General features: G+C 70.0%; 16 protein-coding genes. 15 read left to right on the plus strand and 1 reads right to left on the minus strand.

Annotation, left to right across the window (positions count from 1 at the left end):
- The 9 genes from HV826_RS30145 to HV826_RS30185 all read left to right on the plus strand — a co-directional run.
- Nucleotides 1–2,066, plus strand: a 2,066-nt coding sequence (locus HV826_RS30145) for a plectin 1 isoform 8 (protein ID WP_176420523.1), incomplete at its 5' end; no start/stop codon positions are given.
- Between the two features lie 13 nt (nt 2,067–2,079).
- Nucleotides 2,080–3,285, plus strand: coding sequence for a radical SAM family heme chaperone HemW (gene hemW / locus HV826_RS30150; RefSeq protein WP_176420524.1), 1,206 nt, complete (start codon nt 2,080–2,082; stop codon nt 3,283–3,285).
- 34 nt (nt 3,286–3,319) lie between these two features.
- Nucleotides 3,320–4,150 carry a hypothetical protein gene (locus HV826_RS30155; RefSeq protein ID WP_176420525.1) on the plus strand — a complete coding sequence of 277 codons (831 nt, stop codon included), beginning with the start codon at nt 3,320–3,322 and terminating at the stop codon, nt 4,148–4,150.
- 16 nt (nt 4,151–4,166) lie between these two features.
- Nucleotides 4,167–5,693 (plus strand): DUF4388 domain-containing protein, encoded by a 1,527-nt coding sequence (locus HV826_RS30160; protein WP_176420526.1) that lies wholly within the window; start codon nt 4,167–4,169, stop codon nt 5,691–5,693.
- Nucleotides 5,694–5,856: 163 nt separating this feature from the next.
- Nucleotides 5,857–6,621, plus strand: coding sequence for a TadE/TadG family type IV pilus assembly protein (locus HV826_RS30165; protein ID WP_176420527.1), 765 nt, complete (start codon nt 5,857–5,859; stop codon nt 6,619–6,621).
- Nucleotides 6,597–8,168 (plus strand): TadE/TadG family type IV pilus assembly protein, encoded by a 1,572-nt coding sequence (locus tag HV826_RS30170; protein ID WP_176420528.1) that lies wholly within the window; start codon nt 6,597–6,599, stop codon nt 8,166–8,168. Before HV826_RS30165 ends, HV826_RS30170 begins: the two co-directional genes overlap by 25 nt.
- 47 nt (nt 8,169–8,215) lie before the next feature.
- On the plus strand, nt 8,216–9,271 hold the full coding sequence (locus HV826_RS30175; protein WP_217917610.1) for a hypothetical protein: 1,056 nt from the start codon (nt 8,216–8,218) through the stop codon (nt 9,269–9,271).
- Complete coding sequence (locus HV826_RS30180) at nt 9,265–10,128, plus strand: hypothetical protein (RefSeq protein ID WP_368671026.1); 864 nt, start codon at nt 9,265–9,267, stop codon at nt 10,126–10,128. Before HV826_RS30175 ends, HV826_RS30180 begins: the two co-directional genes overlap by 7 nt.
- A complete protein-coding gene (locus HV826_RS30185) occupies nt 10,125–10,304 on the plus strand; it encodes a hypothetical protein (RefSeq protein ID WP_163784307.1) in 180 nt (59 codons plus the stop codon). The genes HV826_RS30180 and HV826_RS30185 overlap by 4 nt, the downstream gene beginning before the upstream one ends.
- Nucleotides 10,305–10,329: 25 nt before the next feature.
- On the opposite strand, the gene HV826_RS30190 is transcribed toward HV826_RS30185, so the two are convergent.
- The gene (locus HV826_RS30190; RefSeq protein WP_176420530.1) at nt 10,330–11,520 is read right to left on the minus strand and encodes an ABC transporter substrate-binding protein; all 1,191 of its coding nucleotides are present in this window, start codon (nt 11,518–11,520) and stop codon (nt 10,330–10,332) included.
- A gap of 184 nt (nt 11,521–11,704) precedes the next feature.
- On the opposite strand from HV826_RS30190, the gene HV826_RS30195 reads away from it, so the two are divergent.
- From HV826_RS30195 to sufU, 6 genes are read left to right on the plus strand one after another with little or no spacing between them, the layout of a single operon-like run.
- Entirely contained in the window at nt 11,705–12,223 is a 519-nt protein-coding gene (locus tag HV826_RS30195) for an SUF system Fe-S cluster assembly regulator (protein WP_176420531.1), read from the plus strand.
- A complete protein-coding gene (gene sufB, locus HV826_RS30200; protein ID WP_176420532.1) occupies nt 12,220–13,656 on the plus strand; it encodes a Fe-S cluster assembly protein SufB in 1,437 nt (478 codons plus the stop codon). The genes HV826_RS30195 and sufB overlap by 4 nt, the downstream gene beginning before the upstream one ends.
- A 2-nt stretch (nt 13,657–13,658) precedes the next feature.
- Complete coding sequence (gene sufC, locus HV826_RS30205) at nt 13,659–14,441, plus strand: Fe-S cluster assembly ATPase SufC (protein ID WP_176420533.1); 783 nt, start codon at nt 13,659–13,661, stop codon at nt 14,439–14,441.
- Nucleotides 14,438–15,778, plus strand: coding sequence for a Fe-S cluster assembly protein SufD (gene sufD, locus HV826_RS30210; protein WP_176420534.1), 1,341 nt, complete (start codon nt 14,438–14,440; stop codon nt 15,776–15,778). Before sufC ends, sufD begins: the two co-directional genes overlap by 4 nt.
- The gene (locus HV826_RS30215; protein ID WP_176420535.1) at nt 15,775–16,998 is read left to right on the plus strand and encodes a cysteine desulfurase; all 1,224 of its coding nucleotides are present in this window, start codon (nt 15,775–15,777) and stop codon (nt 16,996–16,998) included. The genes sufD and HV826_RS30215 overlap by 4 nt, the downstream gene beginning before the upstream one ends.
- A complete protein-coding gene (gene sufU / locus HV826_RS30220; protein ID WP_163783426.1) occupies nt 16,995–17,453 on the plus strand; it encodes a Fe-S cluster assembly sulfur transfer protein SufU in 459 nt (152 codons plus the stop codon). Before HV826_RS30215 ends, sufU begins: the two co-directional genes overlap by 4 nt.

Below are 17,453 nucleotides of genomic sequence, written 5' to 3' on the forward strand. Positions count from 1 at the left end.
CTCCACCTCCGCTGCCGCCGCGCCGCCCGGCCGCCCCCCTGGCCGCCGTGCCCAAGGGCACGGGAGCGCCCGCGTCCCCGAAGGCGCCCGCGTCCCCGGCCGCCGCCGCTCCTGCCCCCGCCGTCCGCGCCGCGCGGACCCCGGGGAATGATCCATTCGGTGAGCCGCCCGAAATCCGGATGCCCATGGGCGGCTCGCCCGAGGACAAGCTGGAGTACTTCCGGGCAGTGGTCCGCCAGAAGACGGAGACGCTGGCGCGGGGCCGCACGCTGTACGCGGAGCGCGACGGCGAGCTCCACGGCGTGAAGCAGTCGCTGACGCTGGCGCGCAAGGAGCTGGCGGAGTCGAAGGCCAGCGTCTCCGCCTTCCAGGACGAGCTGGCCCGGGCGGCGGCGGAGTCCCAGTCGCGGCTCGCCAGCCTCCAGGAAGAGCTCACCGCGGTGGAGGCGGACCGCAAGGACCTGTCGCGCGCGCTGGCGGAGGTCGAATCCGACGTGCCGCGCCTGACGTCGGAGCTCCAGGAGGAGCGAGAGGCCCGCGGCGCGGTGGCCGAGGAGCTGATTGGCGCGAAGGAAGCGCTGTCGCTGGCCCAGGACCGCGTGGCGGAGCTGGCCGCGGAGAAGTCCGAGGCCCAGGGCGCCCTGGAGGCCGTCCAGGAGCAGTACCAGCAGGCCATCGCCGACGTGGAGCGGCTGACCACCGACCTGGAGGCGGCGTCGGCGGAGAAGGACTCGCTGGGCCTGCGCGCCGCGCAGTTGGAGGCCGCGCTGGCGGAGGCCCAGTCCGGGCTGAGCGCGCTGGAGAGCGAGAGCGACTGGTCGAAGAGCTCGCTGGAGGAGGCTCAGGGCCGCGCGGGCACGCTGGAGGCCGAGCGCGACGAGGCGCGCAAGCAGCTGGCGGTGGTGGAGGACGGGCTGCGCACCCTGCAGGAGCAGGTGGCGGAGCTGGAGCGCTCGCTGGCGTTGAAGGACGCCGAAATCGTGGGCCTGCGCGCGGCGCTCACCGCGCGCACCACCGAGGCGGCGGAGCTGCCCGCGCTGCGCCAGGCGCTGGAGGCGCGCACCGCGGAGCTGACCCAGCTCAAGGCGAAGCTGGCGGCGGAGGCGGCCAAGGCCGAGGAGCGCTCACAGGCCCTGGAAGAGGGCTTGGCGCAGGCCAGTGAGCGGGCGCAGCTGGCGGAGGGGGAGGCCGCGGCGCTGAAGGAGGCGCTGGAGGCCGCCGAGGTGGAGCAGGTGTCGCTGCGCGACCGCATGGAAGCGGACGCGGCGGCGCTCGGCGAGGCGGTGCAGCAGGCCGAGACGAAGGTGACGGAGCTGACGGCGGCGGTGGAGGCCGCGCACGCGGACCATGCGTCGTGGAAGGAGCAGCTCGCCGCGGTGGAGCTGAAGGCGGCCACCAAGGACGCCGAGCGCGTCGGCCTGTCCGCCCGGGTGTCCATGCTGGAGGCGGCGTCCGCGCAGCGCGAGGCGGAGCTGGTGCGCCTGCAGGCAGAGGTGGCGAAGGCCCACGAAGCGCTGTCCCTGGAGCGGGCGCGGCGCGAGGCGGCGGAGGCCGAGCGCACCGACGCGGAGGTGAAGGCGGCCCAGGCCGAGGCCCAGGTGGAGTCGCTGTCGGCGGGGCACGGCGGCGCCGAGGCGCAGGTGGCCTCGCTCACCGAGGAGCTGGAGGCCGCGCGCGCCGAGGCGGACAAGGTGGAGCGCCTCCAGGGCCGACTGAAGATGATGGAGGGGGCCCTGGAGGGCGCGAAGGCCCAGGCCGCGGTGGCCAGCGGCAAGTCGGACGCGGCGCGCGCGGCGGCCGAGGCGCAGCTGGCTCGCGCGGAGGCGTCGCTGCACGCAGAGCAGGAGGCCCGGCAGGCGCTCGAGGTGAAGCTGGCGGAGCAGCCGGGGACGCCTTCTGGGAGCGCGGGTGCGCCAGCGGACTGGGAGGCGGAGCGCGAGCAACTCAAGGCGGACGCGGCCAACCTCAAGCGCAAGCTGGTGGCGGCCGAGACAGCGCTCGAGAACGCGGCGGGGTACAAGGCGAAGATTGCCCGGCTGGAGGCGCAATTGAAGGGCAAGAGGTAGAGGTTTCCCCTTCATGCCTTTCGACGCGCCAGTGGATGCCCTCACGGGAATGCCGGCGGCCCGCTTCGGGCTGTACCTGCACTTCCCGTATTGCCTCGCGAAGTGCCCGTATTGCGACTTCGCGGTGGCGGTGGCGCGGCAGGTGCCGGAGGAGCGCTACGCCCGCGCGGTGCTGGCGGAGCTGGACACCCGGCTGGCCGCCGAGCCCTCGCTCGCGGGGAAGGTGCTCGACTCCATCTTCCTGGGCGGTGGGACGCCGTCCCTGTGGCACCCGCGCTACGTGGCCCAGGTGCTGGACGGCCTCGCCGCGCGGCTGCGGGTGGCGCCCGGCGTGGAGGTGTCGCTGGAGGGCAACCCGGAGCGCGCGGACGCGGAGCGCTTCGCGGGCTACCGCGCGGCGGGGGTGAACCGGCTGTCGCTGGGGGTGCAGTCCTTCCAGCCGGAGACGCTCAAGGCGCTGGGGCGCGCGCATGACGCGGCCATGGTGGAAGGGGCCGTGGACGCGGCCCGGAGCGCGGGCTTCCCGGTGGTGTCCATGGACTTCATCTATGGCGTGCACGGGCAGACGGTGGCGCAGGTGGAGGCGGATGCGCGCCGGGCGGTGGCGCTGGCTCCCGAGCACCTGTCCACCTACGCGCTGACGGTGGAGCGCGACGTGCTGGCGGAGGACACGCCCCTGTCGAAGCGGCTCAAGCGCGGCGAGCTGGTGCTCCCGCCCGACGACACCGTGGTCGACATGGCGCGGGTGGTGCGCGAGGTGTACGGGGCGGCGGGCCTGCACCGCTACGAGGTGTCCAACCACGCGCGGCCGGGGTGCAGCTCGCGCCACAACGCGCTGTACTGGACGGGCGGGGAGTACCTGGCGCTCGGCGTGGGGGCCACGGGGATGTTGCTGTCGCCCCAGCCGCACCGGTACGTGAACCTGCGCAGCGCGGAGCGCTACCTCGTGGAGGCGGAGGCGGGGCGGCTGCCAGAGGAGGGCCGCGAGCCGCTGGGCCCGGAGGAGCTCTTCGCGGAGCGCCTGGCCATGGGCCTGCGGCTGGTGTCGGGCGTGGACTGGGAGGCCGTCTGCGAGCGGTACGGGCAGCCGGTGGAGCCTCGGCGGGCGGAGGTCGCGCGGCTGGTGGCGCATGGCTTCGCGACGCTGCGGGACGGGCGTCTGGCATTGACGGAGAAGGGCGCGGACGTCCACAGCGCCGTGTGCGCGCGGCTGCTCTAGGGCTGCGTCCAGCGGAACGGATTTCGAGAGGCATATGAGCAAGTGGATACTGTGGCTGTTCCTCACCCTGCTGACGGGCAGCCCGCTGCTGTCGCTGGGCCTGATTCTCGTCATCATCTTCGTGGCGGACCGCTTCACGTGGCAGGTGCTCCCCAGCCCGGTGCGCCTGCTCAAGCGCTTCCAGCGCGCGGGGCAACTGGCGGGCACCATCCTCACCAACCCGCATGAGCGGCGCGCGCGGCACGAGCTGGCGGACATCCGCGTGGAGCAGCGCCGCTACGCCGAGGCGGTGGACATCCTCAAGCCCAACCTGGAAGCGGGCGACGAGGACGTGGACACGCTGTATCTGCTGGGCGTGGCCTACCTGGGGGCCGGTGATTCCCAGCGCGGCGAGCTGCTGCTGGACGAGGCGGCGAAGCTGGACGCGGACCACAAGCTGGGCGCCATCGACCTGGAGCGCGGACGCTTCCGGCTGAAGCGCGGCGACGTGGCGGGCGCGGTGGAGGCGCTGGAGCGCTACTGCCAGGTGCGGCACGGCACGGTGGAGGGCCGCTACCTGCTGGCCAAGGCCCTGCGCCGGGCGGGCCGTGGTGATGACGCGAAGCGGATGCGTGACCTGGCCTGGGGGGAATACGTGGTGGCGCCCCGGTTCCAGCGGCGCCGGGAGCGCAAGTGGGCCTGGCGCGCGCGGCCCAGCCGGCCGTTGATGTACGCGGCGGCCGTGGCCCTGGTGCTGGGGGGGCTGGCGTCCGTGTTGCCCCGGTTCGGAATGACCCCGGAGCGCGGCTACGGCGGCCGCTACGACTCCGGCGCGTATGGCGAGCCACCCAGCGCGTCGGGGATGGAGGAGTACCTGGGCGAGTAGCGCTAGGCTCTCGCCCATGTTCCCCACGCCGTCGCAGGTCCTCCGCCAGCGGGAGGGAGTGCTGGCCGATACGCCGTTCCCCCTGCTGCTCCACGCGCTGATGGCGGAGGAGCGCACCTGTACGTTGGAGTTGAAGGTGCGCCAGCGGGAGAAGCGCATCGTCTTCGAGGACGGCGCGCCGGTGGCGTGCCAGTCCAACCTCCTCCACGAGACGCTGGGCAAGTACCTGGTGGAGAAGGGCAAGCTGTCGGAGACGGACTACCAGAAGGCGCTGGCGGAGAGCATCTCCGCGGAGGTGCCGCTCAGCGGCCTGTTGGTGCAGAAGGGCCTCATCAGCCCCTTCGACTTGTACAAGCAGTTGCAGGCGAACCTGGCGCACAAGCTGCTGGACTGCTTCCGCTGGGCGGACGCGAAGTACCGGCTCATCGCCGACGTGGAGCCTCCGGACGCCAGCGTGCGGACGAACACGGGCCAGCTCATCCTCACGGGCGTGGCCAACGTGATGCCGTTCGACGCGGTGGCCACGCACTTCACCTTCACGGACGAGCGCCGCTTCGGGCAGATGCCGGGCACGGAGGCGGGGCTGAAGCTGTCGTCGAAGGACGCGCGGCTGTTCCAGGCGCTCCGGCTGAGGCCCACCTTCGGCGAGCTGATGGAGCGCACCGGCTTCGACACGGAGATGGTGCTCCGGCGCCTGTACGCGCTGTGCCTGCTGGAGGTCGCGGGCTTCGCGGAGGACGTGGACGCGAAGGCGGCTCGGCTGAGCGCGGGGACGGTGCCCGCGCCCGAGCCGGTGGCGCCTCCCGTAGCGGCGCAGGCTCCGCAGGGGACGCCGTTCTCCGACGAGGACGAGGCGGCGCGCAATGCCCTGGTGAGCGCCTTCATGTCGCACCGGAGCAAGGACCCCTTCGCGCTGTTGGACGTGCCCGAGGACGTGCAGCCGGTGCCGCTGCGCAAGGCCTTCTTGGCCCTGGCGGACCGGTACGCGCCCCTGCGCTTCAATACGCCGGAGCTCCGCGAGAAGGCGGAGGTGCTGCTGGCGGCCCATGCGAAGGCGTTTGGCGCGCTGTCGGACGCGGAGCAGAACCTGCTGTGGCGCAAGCGGCGCGCGGCGCACCGGGAGAAGGACCGGGGTACGCGGCCCACCACGGCCGAGCAGTTCCGCATCCGCACGGACCTGCTGGACGCGACCACGCAGTTCGACGAGGCGAAGCGCCGGCTGGCCGCGCGGAACCACGCGGGGGCCTTCGAGTACTTCGAGTACGCCTGCGACATCGACCCGAAGCCGCTGTACCAGGCCTACCGGGCCTACGCGCGCTACCTGATGAAGCCGGAGGCGCACGGACGGCTGGCGCAGCAGGAGCTGCAGGAGGTGCTGCGCCAGGAGCCCTCGCTGGAGGAGGGCTGGGCCTTCCTGGGTGAAGTGGCGCAGGGCGAAGGCCAGTGGGGCCAGGCCGAAGACGCGTTCCGCAGGGCGTTCAAGCTGAACCCGAAGAACCGCCGCTACGTCGAGCTCATCCAGGAGATTGTCCGGCGGCGCTAGGCAGCCCCTGTCTGACAGGGTTTGTCTGTTGTTGGATTTGGGGCCATTTCCAGCCCCCCTGGGTGGCGTCTGTCTGAAGTCCGACAGTGGATGCCATTATTTTCGGACCGGCAGGGGTCTGGGTTTTTCTTTTTGCGGGGACCGCTGGGTAGTCTTTGAGCCCATGGGCAGTCTTTGTGAGAGGAATCAGTCGGGCCAGGCGGCCGTGGAGGCTGCCATTGTCCTCCCCCTGTTCGTCTTCCTCATCCTGGGCATCCTCCAGTTGGGGTTGATGCACCAGGCGCGGCTGCTGACCAAGTACGCCGCCTACAAGGCCGTGCGGGCCGGGGCGCTGAACAGCGCCAAGGTGGACGTGATGGAGAAGGCCGCGCTCGCGGTGCTGTTGCCGCTGCTGAGCGTGCCGAGCGGCGTGCAGAACCGCGCCCACATCCCCCCGGTGGGCAGCGCCGCGGAGTTCCAGCAGAAGTGGCAGGACCTGCAAGGCAACCAGATTCCCGGCACGTCGCTCAAGCACGCGGAGGTCACCATCTGCGGGCCCACGCGGGGCGACGTCGGCGGGGCCGGCCCGGAGCTGGACTTCGATGACCCCCGGAACACCGCGCCCTCCGGTTGGAAGGAGAGCCACCGCACCAAGCTGCGCGTCCAGGTGACCTTCAACTACCGGATGATCATCCCCTTCGCGGACTGGGTCATCTACCAGTCCACCCGCGGCCGGAAGATGACGTCCGTGCTGCGCATGCAGGGCGAGACGCCCGAAGGCGACGGCTCCCCCGAGCGCACCGACTCGCTGCTGGAGGCGGCGGCAGCTCAGCGCATCTTCATCTCTCCCATCCGCGCCACCTACACCATGCGGATGCAGTCCAACTTCTTCCTCAACCGGGCAGCCCTGCCAGGGAGCAATGAATGCGTCTTCCCATTCGCCTACTGAGGCCCAAGGCCCGGAGACGCGCGCAGCGGGGGCAGGCCATCGTCCTGGGGGCGCTGTCCTTCCTGGTGTTGGCGTTGATGGTGACGCTGAGCTTCAACCTCGCGCACGCGCTGCGCCAGAAGATGGGCTTGCAGCAGCACAGCGACGCGCTGGCCTACTCCATGGCCGTCCTGGAGGCGCGGTCGCTCAATTACTATGCCGTCAGCAACCGGGGCATCGCTGCTTCCTACGTCGCGATGAACAGCATCCACGCCTACATGGCGGCGTCGAGTGTGACGGGCGAGATGATGCGGGCCTCGGCGAAGAACTTCAACGCCATCGCGCTCATGGAGCTCGCCAAGTGCTTCTCCTGCTACACCTGCGCGGTGCACTGCGCCCACGCCGCCGAGGCGAAGAAGATCGCCGGCGAGTTCGACAAGGCGGGGCAGGACTACGACCAGAAGGTCCGCTCGCTCGAGTCCAGCTTCAACGCCGCGGTGCGAGGGGTGGACCTGATGGTCGACAACCTCCACGCCTCCCAGCGCGAGGCCCATTCCCAGACGCTCCAGGCGGTGCGGGATGGACGCAGCCACGGCCTGTCGCTGTTGACTCAGTACAGCGTCCCCGGGGCCAGTGACCTCTCGCAAGCCGTGGGGGGACTCAACGCGAACGAGTTCAACTGCGCGGTGGATGGAATGGACTGCCGGAACAGCGTCGAGAACGCCTCTCCGGATGCATTGGCGCGGGTGATGACTGAAATCGCCAATGCCACCCGCTCGGACTGGGGCGCCAACCGCGCCTACAAGGGGGACAGGCTGGGCCTCATGAAGCCCTCCTACCTGCACCCGGACTTCTTCGACGAGCTCCGGGACATCCCGGACCAGGGCTCCTACCTGGTGCTCGAACACGAAGGGACCTCCAAGACGGTCCAGAACAAGTCCGAGGTCAACAGCGGTGGAAAGCAGGGGGGCAACTCCGGGACGACCAGCGCCGCGCAGGAAGAGGGCCGCATCCTTCACACGTGGCGGCACGGCTTCACCTGGGCCAGCAGCTACGAGGCGGGCGTCTGGAGCGACGCCAATGGCGGCGGCCACGAGCCGGACGGCGCGCACTCGGGCTCGCACAACTTCGAGGGCGTCAACGCGAACGCGCTGTCGGGCTGCGCCCGTTCAGGCAACTGCTTCATGAAGTTCCGCGCCAACCCGTCCTCGGCGCGTGATTGGGGTCAACCTCGCGTCTACAGCTACCTCACGCGGCGGCTTCGGGTGGGCGACCCGAAGCGGGCACCCTGGGAATTGAATTCATCGGCGCAGGTGCGGCTGGACCATGGTGCCCAGGGCTCGGCCTCGCTCACGCTCGCGGCGCAGGAAGGCGTGGCCATCTCCAAGGCGCTTGTCTATTACCATCGCTTTGGCGCGAATGGCTGGCGCGAGGCCCCCAACCTCTTCAGCCCCTACTGGCGCGCGAAGCTGCATCCCATCAGCTCCGATGAGGCCGCGGAGGTGCTGAACGCAGCGGGGAACACCGACGCGTCGCGGTTGGCGCAGGTCCCGGGGGTGTCCCTGTGACGCGCGCGTCCCGTCGAGGCGCCGCCTCCGTGGAGATGGCGGTGTGCATGCTCGTCATCATCCCCGTGTTCCTCTACTCACTGTTCCTCTTCGACCTGCTGCGCCACATGCTGGACTCGCAGGAGACGTCGCTCACCACCGCGTGGGACTACACCGTCCTCGACTACGAGAAGGAACCTGAGTCGGTGGCGACGGAGGACGGCGGGACGACGACGGAGGCCTTCTCCGGCTTCGAGATGGCGCAGGCCTATTCGCGGTACATGTACTGCGACCACGAGTCGGGGCTCGACAGCTACGGGCCGGGGAAGGGGCCGGAGTGTCAGAACGACGAATCCCACCACACCGACGTCGTCGCCCATGCCTGCTGGCTCAACCCCGGCGGGCAGCAGGTGTACTGCACGCTGGATGCGCAGGCCGTGGGCGCGTATGGCGTGTCGCTCCACCAGTCCTTCATGGACACCTTCGGCCGAGGTGGCCTCATCCGCTGCTCCGCGCGCCTGGGCGTGCAGAACTACCTGTTGCCGGAGACGTTCCTTCCGGAGTTCTCCCGCGTGAAGCTGGCGAAGGAGACGCAGGACCGGGCCAACGGCGTCCATAACAACGCGACGGGCAACGGAGACCCCGGCTCCCACGGACGGGGCGACAACGTCTACCTGCTCCCCTGGGAGCAGATCGCCATCCTCACCGATACCTGGGCGCTCACGGAGCACGCCGACGTGCGGCCGGGTACGCCCGGAGGGAGAGGCATGCACGAGCGTGTCATCCAGCTCTATCAGAACGATGACAACCCGGCCTTCTCGCAGATGTCCTCGGCGGTGGAGGGGCTGGTGAGCCAGGCCATCGGCTCCAGTCTCCTGCACCAGGGCCTGCGGTTGCGGCCCCGGGGCTACAAGACACCGGGAGATGATCCTCGCAATCCCAGCCTCGCCATCAAACCCCACGAAGGCGGAGGTGGCGTCGAAGAGGAGATTGAGCAGCAGGGCGGGAGCCGCCAGGGCTACTTCAGCAGTGAGTGGCAGGACTGGGAGGGCGACAACAACCAGCGCTCCTATGAGGCGCGCGGCAACTGGTACCTGGGTTGCGAGAGGTCGGAGTCGTGTTGACGCCTGTTGCCGCCACGCGCCCCGTTGTCCGGATTCCCGCGCTGCTCTTCTCCGTGGCGGTGGTGGGCGGCCTCATCGGTTTCTCCTGGGAGCACGCCGTCTACCGGGGCAGCGACAGCAGCCAGGAATGGAGCCCGCCGGAGCTGGGCACCGACGTGGAGATAGCCTCCCGGAGCTGGGTGCGCACGCCCGCGGAGGAGGCCATCCTCCAGCGGGCACTGGTTCACTTCCCGCCGTACCCCAACGCCACCCGCCCTGAAGCGCTGGCCGCTGACTACCTGGGGCCCGAGGCGCCCATGGCGGTGGCGTGGTTCTCCACACAAGACGCGCCCGCGAAGGTCCTGGAGCACTACACACAGGCCCTGCTCGCCAAGGGGCTGCCGGTGCTGCACCAACCCCACGGAGAGAAGGGCGGCTACGTGGGCTACTGGAGCCCCGCCACGGAAGAGGTGCGGCTGGTGTCCACGCTGGCCCAAGGGGGTGAGACGCTGGTGTTCGTGTCCTCCGGTCAGGTGGGGCCCATGTTGCAGCGCGCGGCGGCCGTGCCCGGCTGGCTTCCGGTGCCCGCTGAACTCGCGGAGACCCGGACCGTGAACTTCAACATGGAGGGCGCCTCGCACCACGTGGTGACGGGCCAGCTCCACGCGGACTCACCGGCCGAGGCGGCGCGGCGCTACGGCGACCTCTTCCGCGAGCGCGGCTGGCAGGTCGGGGCGCCTGCTCCCGTGGAGTCGAATGGCATCGGGTTCGAAGTGCTCAAGGAGTCCGTGAGTGGCCGCGCGGTGCTGCGCGGCCGCTCGTCCGGTCCGGGAGTCGAGCTCCAACTCACGCTGCTACGCCGGAGCGTTGCCCCATGAAGAAGTCCCCGCGTCAGTCACGGGCCGCCCGCGGCCAGTCCATGGTAGAGTACGCCATCGTCACCGCGGCCCTGCTGGGCTTCAGCACGATGGGGTGGCCGTTCCTGGTGGCGCTCTTGAACGCGCTCCACCGCTACTTCAACTCCATCTACTACGTCATCCAGGCCCCCATCTGAGCCATGGGGGCTTGGGTGCCCAAGGCTACGGGGTCACCGTGGTGACGAACTCCGCCTTGCCACCGGAGACCTTGAGCACCACGGCCTCCTTCACCGCGTCGCGGTTGGCGTCCAGGGTGATTTTCCCCGCCACGCCCGGGAAGTCCTTCGTCGCCGCAATCGCGTCGCGCAGCGCAGGGCCGCTCAGGTCCGGCGCGCGCTTCATGGCGTCAATCGTCACCCGCGCCGCGTCGTAGGCCAGCGCGGCCACGCTGTCCGGCACGCTGCCGTAGGTGGCCTTGTAGCGGGCCAGGAACTTCTGGAGCACCGGGTCCGGGTTGCCCGGCGAGTAGTGGTTGGAGAAGTAGCTGCCCTCCAGCGCGGAGCCGCCCAGCTCGTACAGCTTGTCGGAGTCCCAGCCGTCGCCGCCGAGCAGCGGCACCTTGAGCCCGATTTCACGCGCCTGCCGCGCGATGATGCCCACGTCCGTGTAGTAGCCAGGGACGAAGACGGCGTCCGGCTTCAGCCGCTTGAGGGACGTGAGCTGCGCGCGGAAGTCCGTGTCGCCCTTGGAGTAGCTCTCTTCGCCCGGCACCTCGCCGCCGAACGCCTTGAATTTGTCCGTGAACACGTCCGCCAGGCCCATGGAGAACGCGCTCTTGTTGTCGCGCAGCACCGCCACGCGGGACAGCTTCAGGTTCTCCCGCGCGAACTTCGCCATGACGAGCCCCTGGAAGGGGTCGATGAAGCAGACGCGGAAGATGTAGTCGCCCTTCTGCGTCACCTCCGGCGCGGTGGACGTGGGCGTCACCATGGGCACCTGGCCCGCCTGCGCCTTCTCCGCCATGGCCATGGACACCGACGAGGCCGCCTCGCCCAGAATCGCCACCACCTTGTCCTGGGTGATGAGCCGCGTCACCGCCTGGGCGCCTTCCTCCGGCCGGCCCTGGCTGTCGTACACGCGCACCTGGAGCTTCTTGCCCTTCACGCCGCCTGCTTCGTTGGCCTCCTTCAGCGCCAGCTCAATGCCGTTGCGCGCGGACACCCCGAAGGTCGCCTCGCTGCCCGTGAGGCTGCCGACCTCTCCCAGCAGAATCGTGTCCGAGTCCACCGGAGCGGCCGGTGCCCCGCTCGCCTGTCCCTCCGGCGAGGGCGCGGTGGGGGCAGGCGCGTTCTTCTTCTCGCAGGCCACCACGGCCAGGGCCAGGGTCGCGAGCAGCATCAGGGGACGGCGCATCGGCAATATTCCTCCGGGGGACGGTGGCGTCACCCTATCCCTCTCCCCTCCACCCTCCAACCAGCGGCGCTTCAGGGAGGGATTCAAATTGCAATGTGGACTAAAACGGTCCTGATTACATAAGAGGTCAACGTGGCCCGAGGCTCTTCGGCGCCTGGAACCCAGAGAGGAGACACCCGCACCCATGCTCCGGATGAGCAAGATGACCGACTACGGCATCGTGCTGATGACCGAGCTGGCTCGCGCGGAGGGTGACACGCGCACCACCCGTGAGCTGGCGGCGCGCACGCGCGTGCCACTTCCCTCGGCCAGCAAGGTGCTCAAGGGCCTGCTCCAGGCGGCGCTCGTGGTGTCGCACCGTGGCGCCAACGGCGGCTACGGGCTGGCGCGCCCGGCCCATGAGCTGTCGCTGGCGGAGCTCGTCTCCGCGCTCGAAGGGCCGGTCGCCCTCACGGAGTGTGGCGTCCACACCTCCGGGGGTGCGCCCTGTGAGCTGGAGTCCGTCTGCCAGGTGCGGGGCCACTGGCGCTTCATCAACAACGCCATCCAGGAGGCCCTGGGGCGGCTGACGCTGGCGGACCTCATCGCCCCCGCGCCCCGCGTGCCCGAGCGCCTCGTGGGCCTGGGGACACCCGCTCGCCCGGCGCCTTCCCCGGCCGCTGGCCAACCCCCTTCCGTTTCCGCGACAGGAGTCCGCTCATGAGCACCGAAACCCTCCAGGAACTGACGCGTCGCCCGTATGCGGCGGGCTTCATCACCCAGGTGGAATCGGACACGTTTCCCCCGGGGCTGGACGAGGACGTCATCCGCCAGCTCTCCGCGAAGAAGGGCGAGCCGGAGTTCCTCCTCGACTGGCGCCTCAAAGCCTTCCGTCACTGGCAGACGATGCGGGAGCCCACGTGGCAGGCCGTCACCTACGCGCCCATCGACTACCAGGCCATCCGCTACTACTCGGCGCCGAAGCAGAAGCCGGTGAAGGCCAGCCTGGACGAGGTGGACCCGGAGATTCTGCGCACCTACGAGAAGCTCGGCATTCCGCTGCATGAGCAGAAGCTGCTGCAGAACGTGGCGGTGGACGCCGTCTTCGACTCGGTGTCGGTGGCCACCACGTTCAAGGACAAGCTGGCCAAGGCGGGCGTCATCTTCTGCTCGTTCTCCGAGGCCGTGCGCGAACACCCGGAGCTGGTGAAGAAGTACCTGGGCACCGTCGTGCCGTACTCGGACAACTACTTCGCCGCGCTCAACTCGGCCGTCTTCAGCGACGGCTCGTTCGTCTACATCCCCAAGGGCGTGCGCTGCCCCATGGAGCTGTCCACGTACTTCCGCATCAACGCGGCGGAGACGGGCCAGTTCGAGCGCACGCTCATCGTCGCGGAAGAAGGCTCCCATGTGAGCTACCTGGAGGGCTGCACGGCCCCCCAGCGCGACACCAACCAGCTGCACGCCGCGGTGGTGGAGCTGGTGGCGCTGGACAACGCCACCATCAAGTATTCCACGGTGCAGAACTGGTACCCGGGCGACGCGGAGGGGCGCGGCGGCATCTACAACTTCGTCACCAAGCGCGGCATCGCGCACCGGGCGGCGAAGATTTCGTGGACCCAGGTGGAGACGGGCTCGGCGATTACGTGGAAGTACCCGAGCGTCATCCTCAAGGGGGATGACTCGGTGGGCGAGTTCTACTCGGTGGCGCTCACCAACAACATGCAGCAGGCGGACACGGGCACGAAGATGGTGCACATCGGGAAGAACTCCCGCAGCACCATCGTGTCCAAGGGCATCTCCGCCGGCCGCGGGCAGAACACGTACCGCGGGCTGGTGAAGGTGCTCAAGAGCGCCCAGAACGCACGCAACTACACGCAGTGCGATTCGCTGCTGCTCGGTGACAAGTGCGGCGCCCACACGGTGCCGTACATCGAGGTGAAGAACGCGTCGGCGCAGGTGGAGCACGAGGCGTCCACGTCGAAGATTGGCGAGGACCAGCTCTTCTACTGCCGGCAGCGGGGCATCTCGCAGGAGGACGCGGTGTCGATGATCGTCAATGGCTTCTGCCGCCAGGTGTTCAAGGAGCTCCCGATGGAGTTCGCGGTGGAAGCGCAGAAGCTGCTTGGAGTGAGCCTGGAAGGGAGCGTGGGGTAGGTATGGCGCTATTGACTGTTCGCAACCTGCACGCCCGCGTGGCGGGCAAGGACATCCTCAAGGGCATCGACCTGGAGGTCGCCCCCGGTGAGGTCCACGCCATCATGGGCCCCAACGGCTCAGGGAAGAGCACGCTGGCCAGCGTGCTGGCGGGCCGTGACGGCTACGAGGTGACGCAGGGCGAGGTGCTGTTCGACGGCAAGCCGCTGCTGGAGCTGTCGCCCGAGCAGCGCGCCGCCGCGGGCGTGTTCCTCGCCTTCCAGTACCCGGTGGAGATTCCGGGCGTGGGCAACATCCACTTCCTGCGCACCGCGCTCAACGCGCAGCGCCGCTCGAAGGGGCTGGAGGAGCTGGACGCCATGGACTTCCTCCAACTGGCCAAGGAGAAGTCGAAGCTGGTGCAACTCGACGCGGCCTTCATGAACCGCTCGGTGAACGAGGGCTTCTCTGGTGGCGAGAAGAAGCGCAACGAGATCTTCCAGATGGCGGTGCTGGAGCCGCTGCTGGCCATCCTCGATGAGACGGACTCCGGCCTGGACATCGACGCGCTGCGCACGGTGGCCGGCGGCGTCAACGCGCTGCGTTCGCCCGAGCGCGGCATGGTGCTGATTACGCACTACCAGCGGCTGCTCGACTACATCGTCCCGGACAAGGTGCACGTCATGTCGGCGGGCCGCATCGTCCGCTCCGGTGGCCGTGAGCTGGCGCTGGAGCTGGAGCAGAAGGGCTACGGCTGGCTGGGCCTGGACGGCGCCAAGGCGTCGGCGGCGGAGGCACGGCGATGACGGCGGCCCTGGCGCACTACCTGGACGTGGCCACGCGCTTCCAGGCGGCGCCCGAACAGGCGTCCGCGCCACAGTGGCTCAAGCGCCTGCGCGCCGACGCCCTGTCCCACTTCGAGCGGCAGGGCCTGCCCACGACGCGTGACGAGGCGTGGAAGTACTCCCGGCTGGGGTCCATCGCGGAAGGAGCGTTCCTTCCACGGACGGGGGCGTCCCGGGACACCGCCCACCTGTCGGCGGTGGTGGAGCGGCTGGGCCTGCCAGGGCCCCGGTTGGTGTTCGTGGACGGGCGGCTGGCGCCGGAGCTGTCGTCCGTGGTGGGCCTGCCGCGCGGGCTGACGCTGAAGCCGCTGCGGGACGCGGTGCGCGAGGACGGCGAGCTGCTGGAGTCCCTGCTGGGGCAGCGGGCCCTGGCGAAGGAGCACGCCTTCACCGCGCTCAACGCGGCGCTGCTGGAAGAGGGCGCGCTGCTGCGGCTGGCGCCGGGCGCGCTGAGCGAGGTGCCCGTGCAGTTGGTGTTCCTCACGCGCGGCGACGCGCCGGTGCTGTCCAGCCCGCGCATCCTCGTGGTGGCGGAGGAGAGCAGCGAGGCGACGCTGGTGGAGACGTATGCCAGCGCGGGGCCCGTAGGCTCGGCGGCGACGTTCACCAACGCGGTGACGGAGGTGACGCTGGGAGACAACGCCAGCCTCCATCACTACAAAGTCCAGGTGGAGGCGGACGCGGCGCTGCACCTGGGCGCGCTCCATGCCCGGCAGGGGCGGGACAGCCGCTTCGCTTCGCATGCCTTCGCCTTTGGCGGGGCCATGGCGCGCAACGAGGTCCACGCGGCCTTCGCGGGCGAGGGGGGCGACGCGACGCTGAATGGCCTGTACGTGGGGCAGGGCGCGCAGCACCTGGACAACCGCACGGCGCTGGACCACGCGGTGCCCCGGTGTACCAGCCGTGAGCTGTACAAGGGCGTGCTGGACGGCCAGTCACGCGGCACCTTCCACGGGCTCATCCGCGTGCGGCAGGACGCGCAGCGCACGGACTCGCGGCAGCAGAACCGCAACCTCCTGTTGTCGGAGTCGGCGCAGGCGGACGCGCGGCCCCAGTTGGAAATCTTCGCGGATGACGTGAAGTGCGCGCACGGCGCGGCGGTGGGGCGGCTGGACGCGCAGGCGCTGTTCTACCTGCGCTCGCGCGGCGTGCCCCAGGCGGAGGCGGAGCGGCTGCTCACCTACGCCTTCGCTCGCGAGGTGGTGGAGGCGGTGCCCGCCGGCCCCGTGCGCGCGAACATCGAGGCGCTCCTGGCCTTGAAGCTGCCGGGCGCGGCGCAACGCGAGGTGACGGCATGAGCGGCTTCGACGTGAAGAAGGTCCGCGAGGACTTCCCCATCCTCCACCAGGAGGTGCGGGGCCGGCCGCTGGTGTACCTGGACAGCGCCGCCACGGCGCAGAAGCCGCAGGCCGTCATCGACGCGCTGGTGCGCTTCTACCAGCACGACAACGCCAACGTGCACCGCGGCGTCCATGTGCTGTCCGAGCGCGCCACGGAGGCCTACGAGGGCGCGCGTGAGACGGTGCGCCGCTTCATCAACGCCCGGGACGCGAAGGAAGTCGTCTTCGTGCGTGGCACCACCGAGGCCATCAACCTGGTGGCGCAGACGTATGGGCGCAAGCACATCGGCGCCGGGGACGAGGTGCTCATCACCCAGATGGAGCACCACGCCAACATCGTCCCCTGGCGGATGCTGTGCGAGCAGACGGGCGCCGTGCTCAAGGTCATCCCCGTGGATGACCGGGGCGAGCTGGTGCTCGACGCCGTGGACGCGCTGCTGACGGAGCGCACGCGCATCCTCGCGGTGACGCAGGTGTCCAACGCGCTGGGCACCGTGGTGCCGGTGAAGGAGCTCACGCGGCGGGCCCACGCGAAGGGCATCCCCGTGCTGGTGGACGGCGCGCAGGCGGTGACGCACTTCCCCGTGGACGTGCAGGACCTGGGCTGCGACTTCTACGCCTTCAGCGGGCACAAGATGTTCGGCCCCACCGGCATCGGCGTGCTGTACGGCCGCAAGGAGCTTCTGGAGGCGATGCCGCCCTACCAGGGCGGCGGCGACATGATCCTCTCCGTGACGATGGAGAAGGTGACGTACAACCGGGTGCCGTACCGCTTCGAGGCGGGCACGCCCAACCTGGAGGGCGCGGTGGGCCTGGCGGCGGCCATCCGCTACCTGGAGGCGCTGGGGATGGAGCACGTCGCCGCGCACGACCGGGCGCTGCTGGCCTACGCCACGCAGGCGCTGGAGTCGGTGCCGGGGCTGCGCATGGTGGGCACGGCGCGCGAGAAGTCCGCCGTGCTGTCCTTCATGCTGGCGGATATCCACCCGCACGACGTGGGCACCATCCTGGACCGTGAGGGCATCTGTATCCGCACGGGCCACCACTGCGCGCAGCCGGTGATGCAGCACTTCAAGGTGCCGGCCACGTCCCGGGCGTCGCTGGCGCTCTACAACACGCGCGAGGACGTGGACGCGCTCGTCCGCGGCCTGCACAAGGTCCTGGAGGTGTTCCAGTGAGTGCGTCGGATGACTTGAAGGACCTCTATCAGGAGGTCGTGCTGGAGCACTCGAAGCGGCCGCGCAACTACCGCGTGGTGGAGGGCGCCACCGCGGAGGCGGCGGGCCACAACCCGCTGTGCGGCGACCAGCTGGTGGTGACGCTGAAGGTGGAGGGCGGCGTCATCAAGGACGTGGCCTTCCAGGGCCAGGGCTGCGCCATCTCCAAGGCGTCCGCGTCGTTGATGACGGGGGCGGTGAAGGACCGGACCCGCGCGGAGGCGGAGGTCATCTTCGAGCGCGTCCACAAGCTGGTGACGGAAGGTCCGGAGTCGGTGGACGTGGACGCGCTGGGCAAGCTGGCGGTCCTGTCCGGCGTCAGCGAGTTCCCCGCGCGGGTGAAGTGCGCCAGCCTGGCCTGGCACACGCTGCGCGCGGCATTGGAGGGACGCGGCGAGGCCGTGTCCACGGAGTAG

The sequence above is a fragment of the Myxococcus sp. AM010 genome, from assembly GCF_013372585.1.
In the GTDB taxonomy this organism is placed as follows: domain Bacteria; phylum Myxococcota; class Myxococcia; order Myxococcales; family Myxococcaceae; genus Myxococcus; species Myxococcus vastator.

Bases quoted from the DNA above. Each gene is read 5' to 3' on its own strand.
- hemW (WP_176420524.1), top strand. From the start codon at position 2,080: ATGCCTTTCGACGCGCCAGTGGATGCCCTCACGGGAATGCCGGCGGCC.
- HV826_RS30155 (WP_176420525.1), top strand. From the start codon at position 3,320: ATGAGCAAGTGGATACTGTGGCTGTTCCTCACCCTGCTGACGGGCAGC.
- HV826_RS30160 (WP_176420526.1), top strand. From the start codon at position 4,167: ATGTTCCCCACGCCGTCGCAGGTCCTCCGCCAGCGGGAGGGAGTGCTG.
- HV826_RS30165 (WP_176420527.1), top strand. From the start codon at position 5,857: ATGGGCAGTCTTTGTGAGAGGAATCAGTCGGGCCAGGCGGCCGTGGAG.
- HV826_RS30170 (WP_176420528.1), top strand. From the start codon at position 6,597: ATGCGTCTTCCCATTCGCCTACTGAGGCCCAAGGCCCGGAGACGCGCG.
- HV826_RS30175 (WP_217917610.1), top strand. From the start codon at position 8,216: ATGCTCGTCATCATCCCCGTGTTCCTCTACTCACTGTTCCTCTTCGAC.
- HV826_RS30185 (WP_163784307.1), top strand. From the start codon at position 10,125: ATGAAGAAGTCCCCGCGTCAGTCACGGGCCGCCCGCGGCCAGTCCATG.
- HV826_RS30190 (WP_176420530.1), bottom strand. From the start codon at position 11,520: ATGCGCCGTCCCCTGATGCTGCTCGCGACCCTGGCCCTGGCCGTGGTG.
- HV826_RS30195 (WP_176420531.1), top strand. From the start codon at position 11,705: ATGCTCCGGATGAGCAAGATGACCGACTACGGCATCGTGCTGATGACC.
- sufB (WP_176420532.1), top strand. From the start codon at position 12,220: ATGAGCACCGAAACCCTCCAGGAACTGACGCGTCGCCCGTATGCGGCG.
- sufC (WP_176420533.1), top strand. From the start codon at position 13,659: ATGGCGCTATTGACTGTTCGCAACCTGCACGCCCGCGTGGCGGGCAAG.
- sufD (WP_176420534.1), top strand. From the start codon at position 14,438: ATGACGGCGGCCCTGGCGCACTACCTGGACGTGGCCACGCGCTTCCAG.
- HV826_RS30215 (WP_176420535.1), top strand. From the start codon at position 15,775: ATGAGCGGCTTCGACGTGAAGAAGGTCCGCGAGGACTTCCCCATCCTC.